Annotated in this window: 14 protein-coding genes; all 14 read right to left on the bottom strand. The window is 63.0% G+C overall.

The window, feature by feature from the left end; genetic code table 11:
• Positions 1-125 precede the first annotated feature (125 nt).
• The 14 genes from rlmD to odhB all read right to left on the bottom strand — a co-directional run bounded on the left by rlmD (position 126) and on the right by odhB (position 16,215).
• Positions 126-1,469 carry a 23S rRNA (uracil(1939)-C(5))-methyltransferase RlmD gene (gene rlmD, locus ACQ4WY_RS06650; RefSeq protein WP_219114420.1) on the bottom strand — a complete coding sequence of 448 codons (1,344 nt, stop codon included), beginning with the start codon at positions 1,467-1,469 and terminating at the stop codon, positions 126-128.
• 132 nt (positions 1,470-1,601) lie between these two features.
• Entirely contained in the window at positions 1,602-2,633 is a 1,032-nt protein-coding gene (gene rpoS, locus ACQ4WY_RS06655; RefSeq protein ID WP_436503310.1) for an RNA polymerase sigma factor RpoS, read from the bottom strand.
• An 8-nt stretch (positions 2,634-2,641) separates the two neighbouring features.
• Positions 2,642-3,565 carry a peptidoglycan DD-metalloendopeptidase family protein gene (locus ACQ4WY_RS06660; RefSeq protein WP_436504403.1) on the bottom strand — a complete coding sequence of 308 codons (924 nt, stop codon included), beginning with the start codon at positions 3,563-3,565 and terminating at the stop codon, positions 2,642-2,644.
• A gap of 42 nt (positions 3,566-3,607) precedes the next feature.
• Positions 3,608-4,498, bottom strand: a complete 891-nt coding sequence (locus ACQ4WY_RS06665; protein WP_436503311.1) for a protein-L-isoaspartate(D-aspartate) O-methyltransferase — start codon at positions 4,496-4,498, stop codon at positions 3,608-3,610.
• Between the two features lie 9 nt (positions 4,499-4,507).
• Positions 4,508-5,245: a 5'/3'-nucleotidase SurE gene (gene surE / locus ACQ4WY_RS06670; RefSeq protein ID WP_436503312.1), complete on the bottom strand. Its 738-nt coding sequence runs from the start codon at positions 5,243-5,245 to the stop codon at positions 4,508-4,510.
• A 94-nt stretch (positions 5,246-5,339) separates the two neighbouring features.
• Positions 5,340-7,820: a tetratricopeptide repeat protein gene (locus ACQ4WY_RS06675; RefSeq protein ID WP_436503313.1), complete on the bottom strand. Its 2,481-nt coding sequence runs from the start codon at positions 7,818-7,820 to the stop codon at positions 5,340-5,342.
• Positions 7,821-7,839: 19 nt separating this feature from the next.
• Positions 7,840-8,445 (bottom strand): toll/interleukin-1 receptor domain-containing protein, encoded by a 606-nt coding sequence (locus ACQ4WY_RS06680; RefSeq protein WP_436503314.1) that lies wholly within the window; start codon positions 8,443-8,445, stop codon positions 7,840-7,842.
• Positions 8,446-8,715: 270 nt separating this feature from the next.
• Positions 8,716-10,770: a DNA repair helicase YoaA gene (gene yoaA, locus ACQ4WY_RS06685; RefSeq protein WP_436503315.1), complete on the bottom strand. Its 2,055-nt coding sequence runs from the start codon at positions 10,768-10,770 to the stop codon at positions 8,716-8,718.
• A gap of 43 nt (positions 10,771-10,813) precedes the next feature.
• A complete protein-coding gene (locus tag ACQ4WY_RS06690) occupies positions 10,814-11,014 on the bottom strand; it encodes a YdcH family protein (RefSeq protein ID WP_034752051.1) in 201 nt (66 codons plus the stop codon).
• 139 nt (positions 11,015-11,153) lie between these two features.
• Positions 11,154-11,876, bottom strand: coding sequence for a hypothetical protein (locus tag ACQ4WY_RS06695; RefSeq protein ID WP_436503316.1), 723 nt, complete (start codon positions 11,874-11,876; stop codon positions 11,154-11,156).
• Positions 11,877-11,892: 16 nt separating this feature from the next.
• Positions 11,893-12,990: a cell division protein ZapE gene (gene zapE, locus ACQ4WY_RS06700; protein WP_436503317.1), complete on the bottom strand. Its 1,098-nt coding sequence runs from the start codon at positions 12,988-12,990 to the stop codon at positions 11,893-11,895.
• Between the two features lie 70 nt (positions 12,991-13,060).
• Positions 13,061-14,491, bottom strand: coding sequence for a dihydrolipoyl dehydrogenase (gene lpdA, locus ACQ4WY_RS06705; protein ID WP_035820749.1), 1,431 nt, complete (start codon positions 14,489-14,491; stop codon positions 13,061-13,063).
• Positions 14,481-14,864 (bottom strand): PspC domain-containing protein, encoded by a 384-nt coding sequence (locus ACQ4WY_RS06710; protein ID WP_436503319.1) that lies wholly within the window; start codon positions 14,862-14,864, stop codon positions 14,481-14,483. The genes lpdA and ACQ4WY_RS06710 overlap by 11 nt, the downstream gene beginning before the upstream one ends.
• A 94-nt stretch (positions 14,865-14,958) precedes the next feature.
• Complete coding sequence (odhB, locus tag ACQ4WY_RS06715) at positions 14,959-16,215, bottom strand: 2-oxoglutarate dehydrogenase complex dihydrolipoyllysine-residue succinyltransferase (protein WP_099380774.1); 1,257 nt, start codon at positions 16,213-16,215, stop codon at positions 14,959-14,961.
• Positions 16,216-16,262 lie beyond the last annotated feature (47 nt).

Raw genomic sequence — 16,262 nt, forward strand, 5'->3', positions numbered from 1 at the left:
ACGCTGGAACAGGAAAAGACAGACCAGTTTTAAAACACGCTGTAAGTGGTATTGGGGTTGCGTGCCGTGCCGTTGAAGACGGCAGCGGCGGGTGCCTGCCTGGCCACCCGCCGCGCGAGACAGACTTATTGAGGCAAATCAAACACTGCCATCGATTCCACGTGCGAAGTGTGCGGGAACATGTTCACCACGCCCGCCTTGCTCAGCACATAACCCGCTTCCAGCGCCAGGATGCCGGCGTCGCGCGCCAGGGTCGATGGGCTGCACGAGACGTACACGATGCGTTTCGGCAGCAGGTCCGGACGTACTTGCGACAGGCCAACCAGCGCCTGGCACAGGGCCATGGCGCCATCGCGTGGCGGGTCGACCAGGATGCGGTCGAACTTGCCCAGCGCGATCAGGTCGTCCGTCGTCACTTCGAACAGGTTACGCGTCGAGAATGAAGTTTTTTCCGCCAGGCCGTTGGCCAGCGCGTTTTCCAGCGCCCGTTCCGTCAGGGTGGTGCTGCCTTCGATACCGACCACTGCGCTGCCTTGCGTCGCCAGTGGCAAGGTAAAATTGCCCAGACCGCAGAACAGGTCGGCCACGCGGTCCGTCGGCTGCACTTCCAACAGGCGCAGGGCTTTCGACACCAGCACGCGGTTGATGTGGTGGTTCACCTGCGTAAAATCGACGGGTTTGAACGGCATCTTGACGCCGAATTCCGGCAGCAGGTAGTGCAGTTGTTTGTCCAGCGGATAGAACGGCACGGCCGTTTCCGGGCCTTTCACCTGCAACCACCATTGCACGCCATATTCGTCGGCAAACGCCTTCAATTTCGTTTCATCGTCCGCCGTCAACGGCGCCATGATGCGCAAGACCATGGCGGTGACGTCTTCGCCGACGGCCAGCTCGATCTGCGGCATCTGGTCGAAAATGGACAGCGAACCGATCAGCGCACGCAGGGGCAGCAGCATGGCCGAGATGTGCGGCGGCAAGATTTCGCAGCTATCCATGTCGGCAACGAAAGCCGATTTCTTTTCATGGAAACCCACCAGCACGGCGTCTTTCTTCTTGACGTGGCGCACCGACAGGCGCGCGCGGTAGCGGTAGCCCCAGGTCGGGCCATACATGGGGCGCATGATGCTTTGCGGACGCACCTTGCCGATATGCCACAGATTGTCTTCCAGCACGCGCTGCTTGATCGCCACCTGCGCCGATGGCTCCAGGTGCTGCATCGAGCAACCGCCGCAATTGTCGAAATGCTTGCACTTGGGCGTCACGCGCATGGACGATTCGCGGTGCAGTGCCGTCATGCGGGCCATTTCCCAGTTTTTCTTTTTCTTGAACGTCACAAAGCTGACACGCTCGCCCGGCAATGCGCCTTCGACAAACACGACCTTGCCCGGCGAGCCGTCTTCGTTCTCAATATGGCCAACGCCACGGGCGTCCATGTCGAGCGATTTGATTTCGATGATATTTTCTTGCATAGCGATCAATAGGTAAGAGTGGGCCAGGACGCAGGGCCGCGCTGGAACTTGAAAGAATGGGGGAAAGGTCAGGCGCCGCGAGCGGGGCGTATGATAGCAGATGCGGCCCCGGAAATACCGGGACCGGGCGTTCTACAATAAGGAGTCGCGCACGACGCCGCGCGCCGCCATGGCGCGTTTTAATTTAATCAGGGCTTCCTGCTGGATCTGGCGCACGCGCTCGCGCGTCACGCCCATTTCCTCGGCCAGGGTTTCCAGCGTGGCGGGATCGTCGTTGTCGAGGCCGAAACGGCGCATGATGACCACGCGCTGCTTGTCGGGCAGCTTGGTCAGCCAGTCGCGCACCAGCACCGTCATTTCATGGTGTTCCGCGCGCGCGTCGGGGCTGTCCTCGCTGGCGCCGGGCAGCATGTCCATCAGCGACGATTGCGGATCGTTGTCGAGCGGCGCGTCGAGCGAGGTAGCGTGCTCGGACAGGGCCAGGATATCCTGCACTTCCTCCACGGGACGGCCCACCAGGTGGGCGATGTCTTCCGCGGTGGCATCCTTGCCGTCGTGGTGCTGGGCTTCCAGGTGGTATTTGCCGCGCAGAATCTGGTTCAGTTCGCGCACCATGTGCACGGGCAGGCGCACCGTGCGCGCCTGGTTCATGATGGCGCGCTCGATGCTCTGGCGTATCCACCAGGTGGCATAGGTGGAAAAGCGGAAGCCGCGCTCGGGCTCGAACTTGTCGATGGCCCGCATCAGGCCGATGTTGCCTTCCTCGATCATGTCGAGCAAGACCACGCCGCGGTTGATGTAATGCTTGGCGATCGACACGACCAGGCGCAGGTTGTGCTCGATCATGGTTTGGCGGGCTTCGAAATTGCCCTGCTTGGCCAGGGTGGCGTAATGTACCTCTTGCGCCGCCGTCAGCAATGGCCGCGTGCCGATCTGGTTCAGATAGTGCTGCGTGGTATCGGTCGACAGCTCGGCCGCCAGCACTTTTTTCAATTCATCGACACTTTCGACCAGCACGCTGACGCTGGCCACCTCGCCGCCCTCGCCAGCGTCGACGGCGTCAACAGCGTCGAGTTCGCCGGCATCGTCCGTCACGACTTCGTCCGCCACGTCTTCCGGCGGTTCCGGGTCATCGTCGAGCTGATCGTGCGGCGCGTGTGTCATTGCTTTACCTAACGGTTAGGCAGGAATTTCGAAGGGTCGACAGGCTTGCCCTGCTGGCGGATTTCAAAGTGCAGCTTCACGCGGTCGGCATCGGAATCGCCCATTTCGGCGATAGCCTGGCCTTTGTTGACGTTCTGCCCTTCCTTCACCAGGATGCTGCGGTTATGCGCATACGCCGACAATAAACTATTACTGTGCTTCACGATAACAAGATTACCATAACCACGGATTCCGCTCCCGGCATACATGACTTTTCCCGCGCCGGCGGCCACCACCTGCTGGCCCGCCTTGCCGGCGATATCGACGCCCTTGTTCTTGCCTTCATCAAAAGTGCCGATGACCTTGCCTTCGGAAGGCCACATCCAGCTGATCTTCTCGTCGCCAGGCGCCGATGCCGCAGGGGCTGCCGCCGCGGCGGCCGGTGCGGCGGCGACGGCAGCTGCTGGCGCTGGCGCTGTCGCGGGCTTGGCATCGCTGGCGCCGCCATCGGCGCGCAATTCGGCCAGGGTGGCGTCGGAATACGCGCGCTTCTCGCCGCGCGGGCCGGTTTTCTTCGGCACGACAGGCGCGGCTGGCTTGACTTCCGTTGCTGGCGGCATGACGATGGCCGACGTTTGCGCGCCGCCCATGTCTCCATTCGGCGGCAACACGCGCAGCACCTGGTCGACCTTGATGTCGTTCGGGTTGCTCAAGTCATTCCAGGCCACCAGGTCGCGGTAATTCTGGCCGTGCTCGAGGGCGATGCGCAACAGGGTGTCGCCGCGCTTGACCGTGTAATAGGCCGGGTCGCGGTCGCGCGGATCGCTGGCGGCGGCGCTGCTGCTCGATGGATGGCGCTCCACGACGGGTGCCTGGACGCCCGTCGTGCCGCAACCGCTCAACAGCGCGGCCAAGGTGATGCTACATAGAAGTATGTTACTTTTTTTAATCATTCGCATGTAATTGTATGTCCTGCTTGCTAGCTGATCCGGGGATCATATGGTGCCCGGGCGCAAAGGTACGAAATGGCAATCTTCCAGGGTTTGGCTAGTCCATTCCATTTTCCCCACCCGGGTAATGAGTTGTAAATGTTGCAATTTAGCCCCCACTGGCGCAACCAGACGCCCGCCGGGCGCCAGCTGTTCCAGCAGGGCTTGCGGGACTTCCAGGCCGGCTGCGGCAAGGATGATCCCGTCGAAGGGCGCCGCCTGCGGCAGGCCAAGCATACCATCTCCGTACTGCAAGCGCAGATTTGACACGCGCAGCGGGCGCAGATTGGCCTTCGCCAGCTCGTGCAGGGGCCGGATGCGCTCGATCGAATACACCTCTTTCGCCACCAGCGACAGCACCGCCGCCTGGTAGCCGCAGCCCGTGCCGATTTCCAGCACGCGCTGCAAGCCGCCGCCCTGGCGCATCACTTCGATCATGCGCGCCACGATGTACGGCTGCGAAATAGTCTGGTGGTGGCCGATGGGCAAGGAAGCGTCGATATACGCCTGCGACGCCAGCGCCTCGTCCATGAACATGTGGCGCGGCACGGCTTGCATGGCGTCGAGCACCACCTGGTCCTTGACGCCCTGTTTCGCGATGCGCGCCACCATGGCCCGGCGCACGGCCTCCGAAACGAGCGGATTTTGCCGTGGCGGCGACACCACCGCCGGCTGCGTCCGCTCATTGGCGATGGCCTGCGCGCGCGACGGCGCGATGGGCACCGTGGCGCCATGGTACGGCGCACTTCCCCTGGCCGCAGTTTGCGCCGCATTCTGCGTCGCCGTCTGCGGTGTGGCGATCCTGGCCTGGGCCAGCGACTGCCCCCCGCCCTGTCTGGCGGGCTTGCCGGCCAGCGAATCGAGGGTAAGGGGGAAGGTACGCGGCTTGTCAGTCATAGTAAGCGGTCATGCCAGGCCTTTTGCCAATGCATCGAGTTGGGTGGTATGGGTCAGGTCGATCTGCAGCGGCGTGATCGATACTTGTCCATGTTCAACGGCATGGAAGTCCGTGCCCGGACCGCCTTCTTTGGCAGCGCCAGCCGGGCCGATCCAGAAGATTTCACGGCCACGGGGGTCGAGGGCGCGGATCACGGGTTCGGCCGAATGGCGCTTGCCCAGGCGCGTGGCCACCATGCCTTGCAATTGCTCGTAAGGAATTGCGGGGATATTCACATTCAGCAGATACGGTTTCTGCAGGGCGTCAAACTGTCGCTCGACGATTTCCCTGGCCACGCGGGCGGCCGCGTCCAGGTTGGCCCAGCCGAACTGCGACTGGGAAAAGGCGATGGCGGGAATGCCGAACAGATAGCCTTCCGTGGCGGCCGCCACGGTGCCCGAATACAGGGTGTCGTCGCCCATGTTGGGGCCGTTGTTGATGCCGGACACCACCAGGTCGGGGCGCTCGATCAGCATGCCCGTCAGCGCCACGTGCACGCAGTCGGTGGGCGTGCCGTTGACAAAATAAAAGCCGTTGGCAGCCTTGTGCAAGGACAAGGGCCGGTCCAGGGACAGCGAATTGGAGGCGCCCGAACGGTTGCTGTCGGGCGCCACCACGACGATCTCGGCAATGGGTGCGAGCGCGTCGGCCAGAGCCGTCAAGCCAGGCGCCAGATAACCGTCGTCGTTACTGATAAGAATTCTCATAACGAGATTTTACCTGAAGCAATGCCAACACTGCGCGTACCGCACGCCGATAGTCAGCATTATTTGTGCCGCTACGCAGCCATGGCGCGCGGCGTCAGCGCTGCTCGATGCGCGCCTCCGACAACGCCCCTTCCAGCGCCTGCACTTCATCCTCTTGCAAGGCCAGCAAGGCATTCAGGTCGCCCTGCAACTTGTACATTCTTTTCAGCTGCGCCATGCCGCGCCTGCGCAGCTTGCCGGGCACGCCCGGGCGCAGCAGGCAGGACTTCAAATGGTCGGCCAGTTCGCCCGCCTGCGGATACTGTTCACGCTCTACCATGCCTTGCAACATCGAGATCATGCTGGCCAGGGTGTCCGGTTCGGCCCCTTCGTGGCCATAGGCGCGGCCGGCCAGGATGGTTTCCTGCAAATGCCGCGCGCCGTCCAGCACGCTGTCCGTATGCCCCGTGACGGACGCGTTCAAGAGCCGGTCGCTGCCGCTGAGGACAGCGTCTTCCAGCAGGCGCGCCGCCTCGCTGTCGCCCTGTTGCTGCAAAGTGCCGGCCAATTGCGTCTTGCTGTGCAAGGTATCGAGGTGGTCTTCGCCCAGCAGGCGCGCATGCACTTCCAGCACCTGCTCCTGCACGCTGCGCGCCGCATCGAGTTCACCGCGCCGCAGCAGCGCCTCGGCCAGCTTGCGCTGGCTCATCAGGGTTTCCGGATGGTCGAGCCCGTGCGTGCGCTCGCGCGCCGCCACCTGATCTTCATGCAACTGGCGCGCGCCGGCCCAGTCGCCCTGCCCGGCCACGATATCGGCCAGCAAATCGCGCGTGGCCAGGGTGGCCGCATGGTCGTTGCCCAGGCGCCGCTCCTGCGCCTGCAGCACGGCAACGAACATGCGCCGCGCGCCTTCCAGGTCGCCTTCATGCCCCAGCGCCTGCGCCAGGGCCAGCTTGCTGCGCAAGGTATCGCCATGCTCGGCGCCAAACAGGCGCTCGCGCGCCGCCACTACCGTGGCCAGCACTTGCTGCGCCTGCGCCAGCCGCCCCATGCGCAGCAAGGTGGCGGCGCGGCCATCCAGCGCTTCCAGGGTCAGCGGATGCTCGCCGCCCAGCTGGCGCGCGTAACTTGCCAGCACCGCATCCTGCAACAGCAGCGCCGCCGCCAGCTCCCCCTGCAGCAACAGGGTTTTCGCCAGGCAAGCCCGGGCGGCCAGGGTGTCGGGATGTTCGCTGCCCAGCACGCGCTCGCGCACGTCAAGCACGTCTTCTTCCAGGAAGCGGGCTTCATCGAGCTTGCCCAACTGGCGCAGCAGGCGCGCCATGCCGCTCTTGCACGCCAGGCTGTCGGGATGTTCCTCGCCCAGCAGGCGCACGCGGATCTCGACGCTCTGGCGGAAGGCCTCGAGCGCCTGCGCGCTGCGTCCATCCTTGCAGTACAGCTCGCCCAGACGGGCCAGGTCGCGCGCCAGCGGCAGGGCCACGGCGCGGCCAGGTTCGGCCAGCAAGGCCTGGCGCGCTTCGCCGATGGCGCCCAGCAAGGCGATTTCACGGCTCGATTGCCATGGAAAGTAGCCGCCCGTCAGCCAGTGCAAGAATGCTTCGAAGGTGCGCGTGAGGGAAAAGCGGTCGCCGCCCTGGTCGATGCGCACGGCCAATTGTTCGCCATAGGCAAAGGTTTTCGTCTGCTGCAGCTGGACTTCGTCGAAATAGCTGTCGAGGGCAATCTGCGACAAACCGTAGGAAGTGCGCAGCAGGCGCTCGAACATGGGCTGGAAGCCGGCGATACCCTTGTGCGCATCGCCGCGGCGCCACTCGGCGCGCTGCGCGCCATCGCCCATTTCTATGCGCGACGGCAAGGGGTACACGAGCAGCGGACGCTGTTCGTCTTCATGGCTGCGGCGGTACTCGATGGCCCGCGTGACGAGCGCATCGACGCCTTCCAGGCTTTGCCGGTTCGGCGTGAAGACCACCACCAGCTTTTTCGGCAGCAAGGTGGCGCAGATGCCGGCGCTGTCCGTGCGGCCCGTGCGCGAATCGACCAGCACATAGCGGAAATGCTGGGCCAGGGTATCGGCGAAGCAGCGGAACAGGGCCGGGCAGCTGTCGAACAGCTGATCCCAGCGCATCTGCGCCAGGCGCTCGCTGTAGCTGGCGTCGAAACGCCCCGCGCGCATCAAGTACAGCGGACTGCCCTGGTCGACGCGCACCACGTACTGCTGCCAGTCGATGGCGTCGAGCACGCGCTGGGCCAGCGCCGCATCCTCGCGTCCCCCATCTTCGCGCCCGCTCGCCTGCCCGCCGGCGCGCCCGCCCGCCGTTTCCAGGCTGATACGCTCAAGCTGCTGGCGGCACGCCTCGAAGAATTCGAGCACGCCCGGTCGCTCCTCGTGCTGCTCGAAATAATGGTGCAGGCCCGGCGCTTCCATGTCCCAGTCCAGCATCAGTACGGGCACGCTGGCGTTTTCGCGCCGCGCCAGCAGCACGGCGATGTTCGACAGGGCCATGGTGCGGCCCGTGCCGCCCTTGTAGGAATAGAAGGTGATGACTTCGCCAGGGGCGTTCAAAGGCGGCAGGGAGAGGCGTTGGCATTCCATGACAGGACCTTTTACGTGATTAACGTGGAAAGTGGGGAGGCGGAATGGCACGCCATTCCGGTGGAATAGCAGGCAACACGAAACGGCTGCAATCGTGGCCGGGCGGTGTTGACCGCTTGAGCAAGTGGTAATGCGTGGCGATGCGCTGCACGATGCGTTCGATGTCAGGCAGGTATTGCGGATTCGATTTCAGGTCGCCGCTGGCCAGGGTGTAAGCGGAGAAGTCGACGTACAGGCCCGACTCAGTGATTTGCGGCGGCAAGCCGTCCGGATGGCGCGTCATGATGATGGGGATGATCAGGTGGCTGGGCAGTTCATACCAGGCGCGCCGCTCCTGCTCGATCAGCTGCATGGCGGCAAATTCGCGCCGCGTGTAGCCGTGCGCTTCATATTTGGGCGTGTACAGCACGATCATGCAGACGCTCTGGCACATGGCGCGCGCCACGCGCAGGTCGATATCGTCGCCACCGCCCAGTTGCTCGCTGTCGATGAACAGGACTTCCTCGCGGTCCAGGTGCGGTTCCAGATAGCAAGCCAGCGCCTCGATGAGGTCATTCTTGAACTTGTTCATGAACGCGTATTGGCCGTGCGCGTAACTCAAGAAACAGCCGTAGCGGATCTCCATGGCATCCCCCTGCTCCCCGTGCGGCCCTGCCATCGCCGCGCCTTGATCCTGCAAGGCATGAGCCCACTGTAGACCGCCCGGCAACAGCTCAGTTTGCGCTGGCGCAAAGATGTGTCTGGCGTTCTGGGCATGCGTCACAATGCCAGAAAATGGCGCGATCACGCCGCTTTCTGGCATGGCAAGCGCGCAAGCCGGCGCCGCGCAAAAGACGCTACTCGCTTGATAAAAAAGGGAAATAAGCCGGCGCGCGACGGCGCCGGCAAGCAGGACTTAAGCGCCCTTGGCGGGCAGGTTGCGGAAGAACTCCACCACTTCGGCAGTGTCGCGCGTGCGCTTGAACGGTGGCAGGCTTTGCCAGATGCGCTTGCCATACGGCTTGGAAATGAGGCGCGGATCGCAGATCATCAGCACGCCCCGGTCGCCCTCGTCGCGGATCAGCCGGCCCGCGCCCTGCTTCAGGTTGATGATGGCTTCCGGCAGCGAGTGGTGCATGAAACCATTCTTGCCCTGCTTTTCCATCACCTCGATGCGCGCCGCCAGCACCGGGTCGTCCGGCGGCGCGAACGGCAGCTTGTCGATGATCACGAGAGACAGCGCATCGCCGCGTACGTCGACGCCTTCCCAGAAACTCTGGCTACCGATCAGCACGCCATTGCCGGCCGCGCGGAACTGGTCCAGCAATTCCGTGCGCCCTTTTTCCCCCTGCACGAACAGGGGGAAATTCAGGCCCCGCTGCTTGAATTCGTCGGCCAGGCGTTCGGCGGCGCGCTTCACGGCGCGCAAGGTGGTGCACAGGAAGAAGGTGCGCCCGCCCGCCGCCTCGATGATGGGCAGGGCGCAGTCGATGACGGCATCCGTGTAACCCAGCGAATTGGGTTGCGGCAGGTTTTGCGGCACGAACAGCAAGCCTTGCTGACCATAGTCGAACGGGCTCGGCCAGGTATGCGACGGTTCGCCCGTCAAGCCCATCTGTTCGGAAAAATGCTTGAAGTCGTTTTTCACGGCCAGGGTGGCGGACGTGAAAATCCAGCTGCGCGGCGTGCCTTCGCGCTGGTTGTTAAAAATCGGCGCGATCGACAATGGCGTCTTGTGCAGCTGCAGCGAGCTGGAAAACGCTTCCACCCAGAACACGGCTTCTTCGCCGGCCGCCACCTTGGCCTTGGGATCGAACTTCCAGCCGCTCAGCTGCTGCGCCAGCTCGACGCCGCGCACGCGGCACTGCTCCAGCGTTTCCGCCCGTTCCGCCTGGGTTTCCAGCACGGCCACCATGCCGTCGAGCTCATCCTTGAGGGTGTCGAGCGCAGGGAAAAAGTCGCTCGACGGAGCGATCTGCGGCAGCGACAGGCGCACGATATCCTGCGGGAAAGTCAAACGCAGGTCGCGCGCCGCCTTTTCCACCACCGTGACGGTCTTGGCCCAGTCGATGCCGCGCGCATGCGCGAGGCCCTCGGCCAGCACGTCGCGGCACAGTTCCAGGATTTGCGAGGTCGATACCGTATTACCAAAGAATAAAGTGGCCGTATCGGGCAGTTGGTGCGCCTCATCGAAGATGATGGTGTTGGCCGAAGGCAGCAATTCCGCCACGCCCGTGTCCTTCAGGGCCACGTCGGCAAAGAACAAGTGATGGTTGACCACCACCACGTCGGCCTGCTGGGCTTCCTTGCGGGCTTTCATGACGAAACAATCCTGGTAATACTGGCACTCGGCGCCCATGCAGGTGTCGCGCGTGGACGTCACCAGGTTCCAGATCATGGCGTTTTCCGGCACCTTGGCCAGCTCGGCCTTGTCGCCGGAACTGGTCATCTTGATGAAGCGCGAGATTTCACGCAGGTGGCCCACGTCGTCACGCGACGTCATGCGCCCGTTCTGCAAGGTGCGTTCCAGGTGGTAATGACAGACGTAGTTCGAGCGGCCCTTGAGCAAGGCGACGGAAACGGGCGCCTGCAGCGCCGCGCGCACGGTGGGGATATCGCGCAGGAACAATTGATCCTGCAAGTTCTTCGTGCCGGTAGACACGATGGTCTTGCCGCCCCACATCAGGGCCGGCACCAGGTAGGCGAAGGTTTTGCCGGTGCCCGTACCCGCTTCGGCGATCAGGGTCGTCTGGCTGTCAATGGCGCTGGCGATGGCTTTCGCCATTTCCGTTTGCGAACGGCGCGGCTTGTAGCTGCCCACGGCCGGACCGAGCGGGCCGCCGGCGCCAAACAGGCGCTCGATGTCGGCATCGTGCTTGCCAGGCGCCGCCTGGGGTTCGGCTGGCAGACTGGCTTGCAGATCGACAGGCTGGCCATCTGGGCTTGCGGGCAATAAATTGTGATCGGTCAAAATATACTTAGGTGAAGGCTGGACTGGACGCTACTGGCGCCCCTCAGGCGGGAACGTCGGGCACCAACTGCATTTTCAGCAAGGTGATGTGATCCTTCAATTGCAATTTGCGCTTTTTCAGGCGGCGCAGTTGCAGCTCGTCATGGTGGCCATCGAGTATCAGCAGCTCGATGACGGCATCGAGGTCACGGTGTTCCACGTTGAGTTCAATCAGGCGCCGCTCTATTTGCTGTGCATCGCTCATGTGTTGCGTTCCAGGCAGTGTTGGTAACAGTGTTGTTAAACCGGCGCGCGCAGCGTACGCAGGCAGCCATTGGACGTAGTTTAACCTGCCGCGCGCCTTAGGGCACGCCATTTCCGGCATGCCCCCCTGCGCGGCGGTGTTATTTGGCAGGCGGCACAGGCACAACAGCGGCCGGCGTGCTAGCAGCTGCGGCGGCCGCCTTGGCTGCCTTGGCCTGCGCTTCGGCCTGGCGCTCGGCCAGGCGTTGCGCCACCCGTTTCTGGCGCGCCACGGCATCCGCCTGCTTGCGCGCATAGGCGGCTTCACGGGCCGCACGGCGCGGGGCATCGGCAGCGTCGGCGGCAGCCTGTTTCGCCACCTTCGCCGCTTGCGCGGCCTCGCGCTCGGCAAGGCTCTTGCCTTCCGGCTTGGGCGGCGCCGGCTCGGGTGTGACCACTTTCACGGGCTTGGGCAAGGCCGCGGCACGCTGCTCGGCGTCCAGGCGCGCACTTTCCTGCGTGCGGGCCAGGTCGATATCGCGCAGGCGCACGGACTCGGCGCGCTTGAAGTGGTTCGCTTCCGCTTCGACGGCGCGCAGTCGCACGAGGATCAAACGACGCTTTTCCTTGGCCTCGTCAAGGCAGTTATTCACGAAAAACTTGTCATAGCACTCCAGTTCGCGCACGACAAACTCGTTTTCAGCCGCCGCGCGCTCGGCGGCGACTTGTTTCAGCTTGGCGTCCGCTTCTTCCACCGACAAGGTGGCGGGCACCTGCGGTGCTCCGACCTCATCCAATGCCGCGGCACCCTTGTGCGCGCAGGCGGACAATGCCAGGACCAGGCCCAGCGCCGCACCCAGCTTGTATAGTGTATTTACCATCATGTTCCTTATCCCTGCCTCAAACGATCGCGTCGGCCGCGCCGCGCTGTTCTTTTTCCATGTATTCGCGCGATTGCATCTCGATGATACGCGAAACGGTACGGTGAAACTCGTTGGCCAGCATGCCGTTCGTGTACAACTGATCAGGCGCCACTTCGGCCGACATGATCAGCTTGACCTTCTGGTCATAAAACACGTCGATCAGCCAGGTAAAGCGGCGCGCCTCGGACGACTGCGCCGCCGACATGGCCGGTATGCCGGACAATATCACCGTATGGAAGCGGCTGGCGATTTCCAGGTAGTCATTTTGCGAGCGGGGACCGCCGCACAGCGTGGCGAAATCGAACCAGATGATGCCGCCGGCGCGGCGCAGGCAGTGGATTTCGCGGCTCTCGATGCGGATGCGCGCGTCTTCATCGGCCGTCTCGGCGATGCGCGTGTAGGCATCGCGCAGGGCCTTGTCGGTGGCGGCGCCCAGCGGCGTGTAGTAACTTTCCACCTGTTCCAGCGCGCGGCCCCGGTAATCGACGCCCGCGTCGACGTTCATCACGTCGAGCTTGTCCTTGAGCAGCGCGATGGTCGGCAACATGCGGTCGCGGTGCAGGCCGTCCGGATACAGCAGGTCCGGATCGTAATTCGAGGTCATGATGAAAGACACGCCATTGGCGAACAGGGCCGACAGCAAGTTGTACAGGATCATCGCGTCGGCGATGTCGGAGACGTGGAATTCATCGAAACAGATGAGGCGGTATTTCTTGGCGATGCGCTTGGCCACCTCGTCGAGCGGGTCGGCCACGCCTTTCAATTCATCGAGCTGCTGGTGCACGCCGCGTATGAATTCGTGGAAGTGCAGGCGCGTCTTGCGCACCAGGGGCACGACCGAATAAAAACTGTCCATCAGGAACGATTTACCGCGCCCCACCCCGCCCCACATGTACACGCCTTTCGGCACGGCAGGACGGTTCAGCAGGCGCTTGAAGGTGCTCGAGCGCTGGCCCTTGTAGGCCACCCACTCGTCATAGCACAGCTGCAGGCGGTCGACCGCGCGCCGTTGGGCGGCATCGGCCTTGAAATCACGCTTCTGCAACGCGTGCTGGTAAAACTCTTCTACGTTCATGGGATTCGCTTTAACGCATAAGGGCGCCGGCGGAAAAAATCCGCGAGCGCCCCTGTAGGACTAACTACAATTAAAAGTTCAACGTGCGCTTGTCAACAGCCAGTGCCGCTTCCTTGGTCGCTTCCGACAGGGATGGGTGAGCGTGGCAGATGCGCGCGATGTCTTCGGCAGATGCCTTGAATTCCATCGCCACGACAGCTTCGGAAATCAGTTCGGACGCCATCGGGCCGACGATGTGCACGCCGAGGATTTCATCGGTCGTCGCATCAGCCAGGAATTTCACCATGCCCGAAGTGTCGCCCAGCGCGCGCGCACGGCCATTGGCCATGAACGGGAAGGTGCCTGCCTTGTAGGCGATGCCTTCGGCCTTCAGGGTTTGCTCGGTCTTGCCGACCCACGCGATTTCCGGCGACGTGTAGATCACCCAGGGAATCGTGTTGAAGTTGGTGTGACCGTGCTGGCCAGCGATACGCTCGGCCACGGCAACGCCTTCTTCTTCCGCCTTGTGCGCCAGCATCGGGCCGCGCACGACGTCGCCCACCGCCCACACGTTCGGCAGATTGGTCTTGCAGTCGCCGTCGACAGCGATGAAGCCGCGTTCGTCCAGCTGCAGGCCGACCTTATCGGCACCCAGGCCATTCGTGTTCGGCGTACGGCCGATCGAGATGATCAGTTTGTCGAACACGGCTTTTTGCGCTTCGCCCTTGGCGTCCACGAATTCCACGGTGACGTCTTTCTTGCCTGGCGTGATCGCACCGATCTTGCAACCGAGGTTGATCTTCAAGCCTTGCTTGGTGAACAGCTTCGACGCTTCCTTGGCGATCTGCTCGTCGACAGCGCCCAGGAAGACCGGCAGGCCTTCCAGCACGGTGACGTCGGAACCCAGGCGGCGCCAGACGCTGCCCATTTCCAGACCGATCACGCCGGCACCGATGACGCCCAGCTTGGCTGGTACGGCGTCGATGGCCAGTGCGCCCGTGTTCGACAGGATCAATTTCTCGTCGAATGGTGCGCCCGGCAATTCGCGTGCGTTCGAACCCGTGGCGATGACCACGTGCTTGGCGCTCAAGGTTTCGTTGGCTTCGCCCGTCACGCTGATCTCATACGCGCCAGCGGCGGCGGCAGCGAAAGCGGCGCGGCCGTGGAAGAAGGCGATCTTGTTCTTCTTGAACAGGTACAGGATGCCGTCGTTGTTTTGCTTGACGACGGTGTCTTTGCGCTTGAGCATCTGGCCCAGGTTCAGCTTCAGGCCGGCGACGTCGATACCGTGCTCGGCAAAGCTGTGGCCCGCGTGTTCGAAATGCTCGGACGATTGCAGCAGTGCTTTCGACGGGATGCAGCCGACGTTGGTGCAGGTACCGCCAGGAGCGGCGCCGCCCTTGGCATTCGACCACTCGTCGACGCAGGCGACGGAAAAGCCCAGCTGCGCTGCGCGGATGGCGGCGATGTAGCCGCCAGGGCCCGCACCGATGACAACTACGTCAAATTGTTTAGTACTCATGTTTTGTTATTCCAATCTCTTCGTCTGGTACGAAAATCCACAATAGAAGGTAAATCACCACGCCGAAGCCGAAGGTCAATGTAAACAGGACGAAGACGAGGCGCCAGATCCACGCTTCCATGCCGGAAGCGCGGCCCAGGCCGCCGCAGACGCCACCGAGCCAGCGGTCGTTGCGCGAACGGCGCAGGCGGTTGAATTCCTGCACCAGGTCGTTCGCCGGGCCGGCAGCCGCATCGGCGCCGGACGTGCTGTCCGGCTTGTCCAGGTTGATATTGCTCAGGAGCTTGGCTTTCGCTTGCGCGAATTCCGCGTCGCTCAGGGCGCCCGCCAGGTGCAACTCGTGCAGACGCTTGATTTCTTCAGAGATGTTCATGAGAATCCTCTTTCATTGAGATCAGCCAGCTGCGTCTTCTGGCAAGGGGTATCAGCTACATTGCCCCGGCGGCTACGCCGGGGGACTACAGTGCTTACAGGTCCAGCAGCAGGCGTGCAGGATCTTCCAGCGCTTCTTTCATCGCCACCAGGCCCAGGACGGCTTCGCGGCCGTCGATGATGCGGTGGTCGTAGGACATGGCCAGGTAGTTCATCGGACGCACCACGATCTGGCCGTTTTCGACAACTGCGCGGTCCTTGGTCGCATGCACGCCCAGGATGGCCGATTGTGGCGGGTTGATGATCGGGGTCGACAGCATGGAGCCGAAGGTGCCGCCGTTCGAGATCGAGAACGTGCCGCCCGTCAGGTCGTCCAGAGTCAGCTTGCCTTCCTTGGCTTTCGCGCCGAATTCACCGATTTTTTTCTCGATGTCGGCGATCGACAGCTGGTCCGCGTTGCGGATGATAGGCACGACCAGGCCGCGTGGCGAACCGACAGCGATGCCGATGTCGAAGTAGCCGTGGTAGACGATGTCGTTGCCATCAACGGAGGCATTGATGATCGGGTACTTTTTCAGGGCAGCGACGGCGGCCTTGACGAAGAAGGACATGAAGCCCAGTTTGACGCCGTGCTCTTTCTCGAACTTGTCCTTGTACTTGTTGCGCAGGTCGATGACCGGCTGCATGTTCACTTCATTGAACGTGGTCAGGATGGCGTTCGTCGATTGCGATTGCAGCAGGCGCTCGGCGATACGTGCGCGCAGGCGGCTCATCGGCACGCGCTCTTCAGGGCGGTCGCCCAGGCTGGCGGCCGATGGCGTGGCAACTTGTTGCAGCGCCGGCTTGGCAGCGGCTGGCGCCAGTGGCGCGACAGCTGGCTTGGCGGAAGCGGCCAGGGCGTCGCCCTTGGTCACGCGGCCATCTTTGCCGGAACCGGCGACGTCGCCAGCGGACAGACCTTTTTCGGACAGAATCTTGGCGGCGGCAGGCATGGCGACATCGCCTTTGGTCGCAGCGGCTGGCGCCGAAGCGGTCGAAGCGTCTTGGGCGGCGGCAGCCAGGGCTGGCGCAGGAACAGCCGATACTTCCATCGGGCTGACTTTGGCCGAACCGTCGGTGTCGATGATGGCGATGACTTCGCCGGCGACGACGGTGGCGCCGTCAGCCTTGATGATTTGCACGATCACGCCAGCGGCAGGTGCCGGCAGTTCCAGCACTACTTTATCGGTTTCGATATCGATCATGTTTTCGTCGCGCGCGACTGGTTCGCCGACTTTCTTGTGCCATGCGAGCAAGGTCGCTTCTGCAACTGATTCCGACAACTGGGGAACTTTGACTTCGATTTGTGCCATGTAAAACTCCGTTTATTTTGTTATTGCGGCGCCGCCCCTGCGTAGCA

It is taken from the genome of Janthinobacterium salmonicoloratum (assembly GCF_051380845.1).
Classification (GTDB): Bacteria; Pseudomonadota; Gammaproteobacteria; order Burkholderiales; family Burkholderiaceae_D; genus Janthinobacterium; species Janthinobacterium lividum_F.

Bases quoted from the DNA above. Each gene is read 5' to 3' on its own strand.
- rlmD (WP_219114420.1), bottom strand. From the start codon at position 1,469: ATGCAAGAAAATATCATCGAAATCAAATCGCTCGACATGGACGCCCGT.
- rpoS (WP_436503310.1), bottom strand. From the start codon at position 2,633: ATGACACACGCGCCGCACGATCAGCTCGACGATGACCCGGAACCGCCG.
- ACQ4WY_RS06660 (WP_436504403.1), bottom strand. From the start codon at position 3,565: ATGATTAAAAAAAGTAACATACTTCTATGTAGCATCACCTTGGCCGCG.
- ACQ4WY_RS06665 (WP_436503311.1), bottom strand. From the start codon at position 4,498: ATGACTGACAAGCCGCGTACCTTCCCCCTTACCCTCGATTCGCTGGCC.
- surE (WP_436503312.1), bottom strand. From the start codon at position 5,245: ATGAGAATTCTTATCAGTAACGACGACGGTTATCTGGCGCCTGGCTTG.
- ACQ4WY_RS06675 (WP_436503313.1), bottom strand. From the start codon at position 7,820: ATGGAATGCCAACGCCTCTCCCTGCCGCCTTTGAACGCCCCTGGCGAA.
- ACQ4WY_RS06680 (WP_436503314.1), bottom strand. From the start codon at position 8,445: ATGGAGATCCGCTACGGCTGTTTCTTGAGTTACGCGCACGGCCAATAC.
- ACQ4WY_RS06690 (WP_034752051.1), bottom strand. From the start codon at position 11,014: ATGAGCGATGCACAGCAAATAGAGCGGCGCCTGATTGAACTCAACGTG.
- ACQ4WY_RS06695 (WP_436503316.1), bottom strand. From the start codon at position 11,876: ATGATGGTAAATACACTATACAAGCTGGGTGCGGCGCTGGGCCTGGTC.
- zapE (WP_436503317.1), bottom strand. From the start codon at position 12,990: ATGAACGTAGAAGAGTTTTACCAGCACGCGTTGCAGAAGCGTGATTTC.
- lpdA (WP_035820749.1), bottom strand. From the start codon at position 14,491: ATGAGTACTAAACAATTTGACGTAGTTGTCATCGGTGCGGGCCCTGGC.
- ACQ4WY_RS06710 (WP_436503319.1), bottom strand. From the start codon at position 14,864: ATGAACATCTCTGAAGAAATCAAGCGTCTGCACGAGTTGCACCTGGCG.
- odhB (WP_099380774.1), bottom strand. From the start codon at position 16,215: ATGGCACAAATCGAAGTCAAAGTTCCCCAGTTGTCGGAATCAGTTGCA.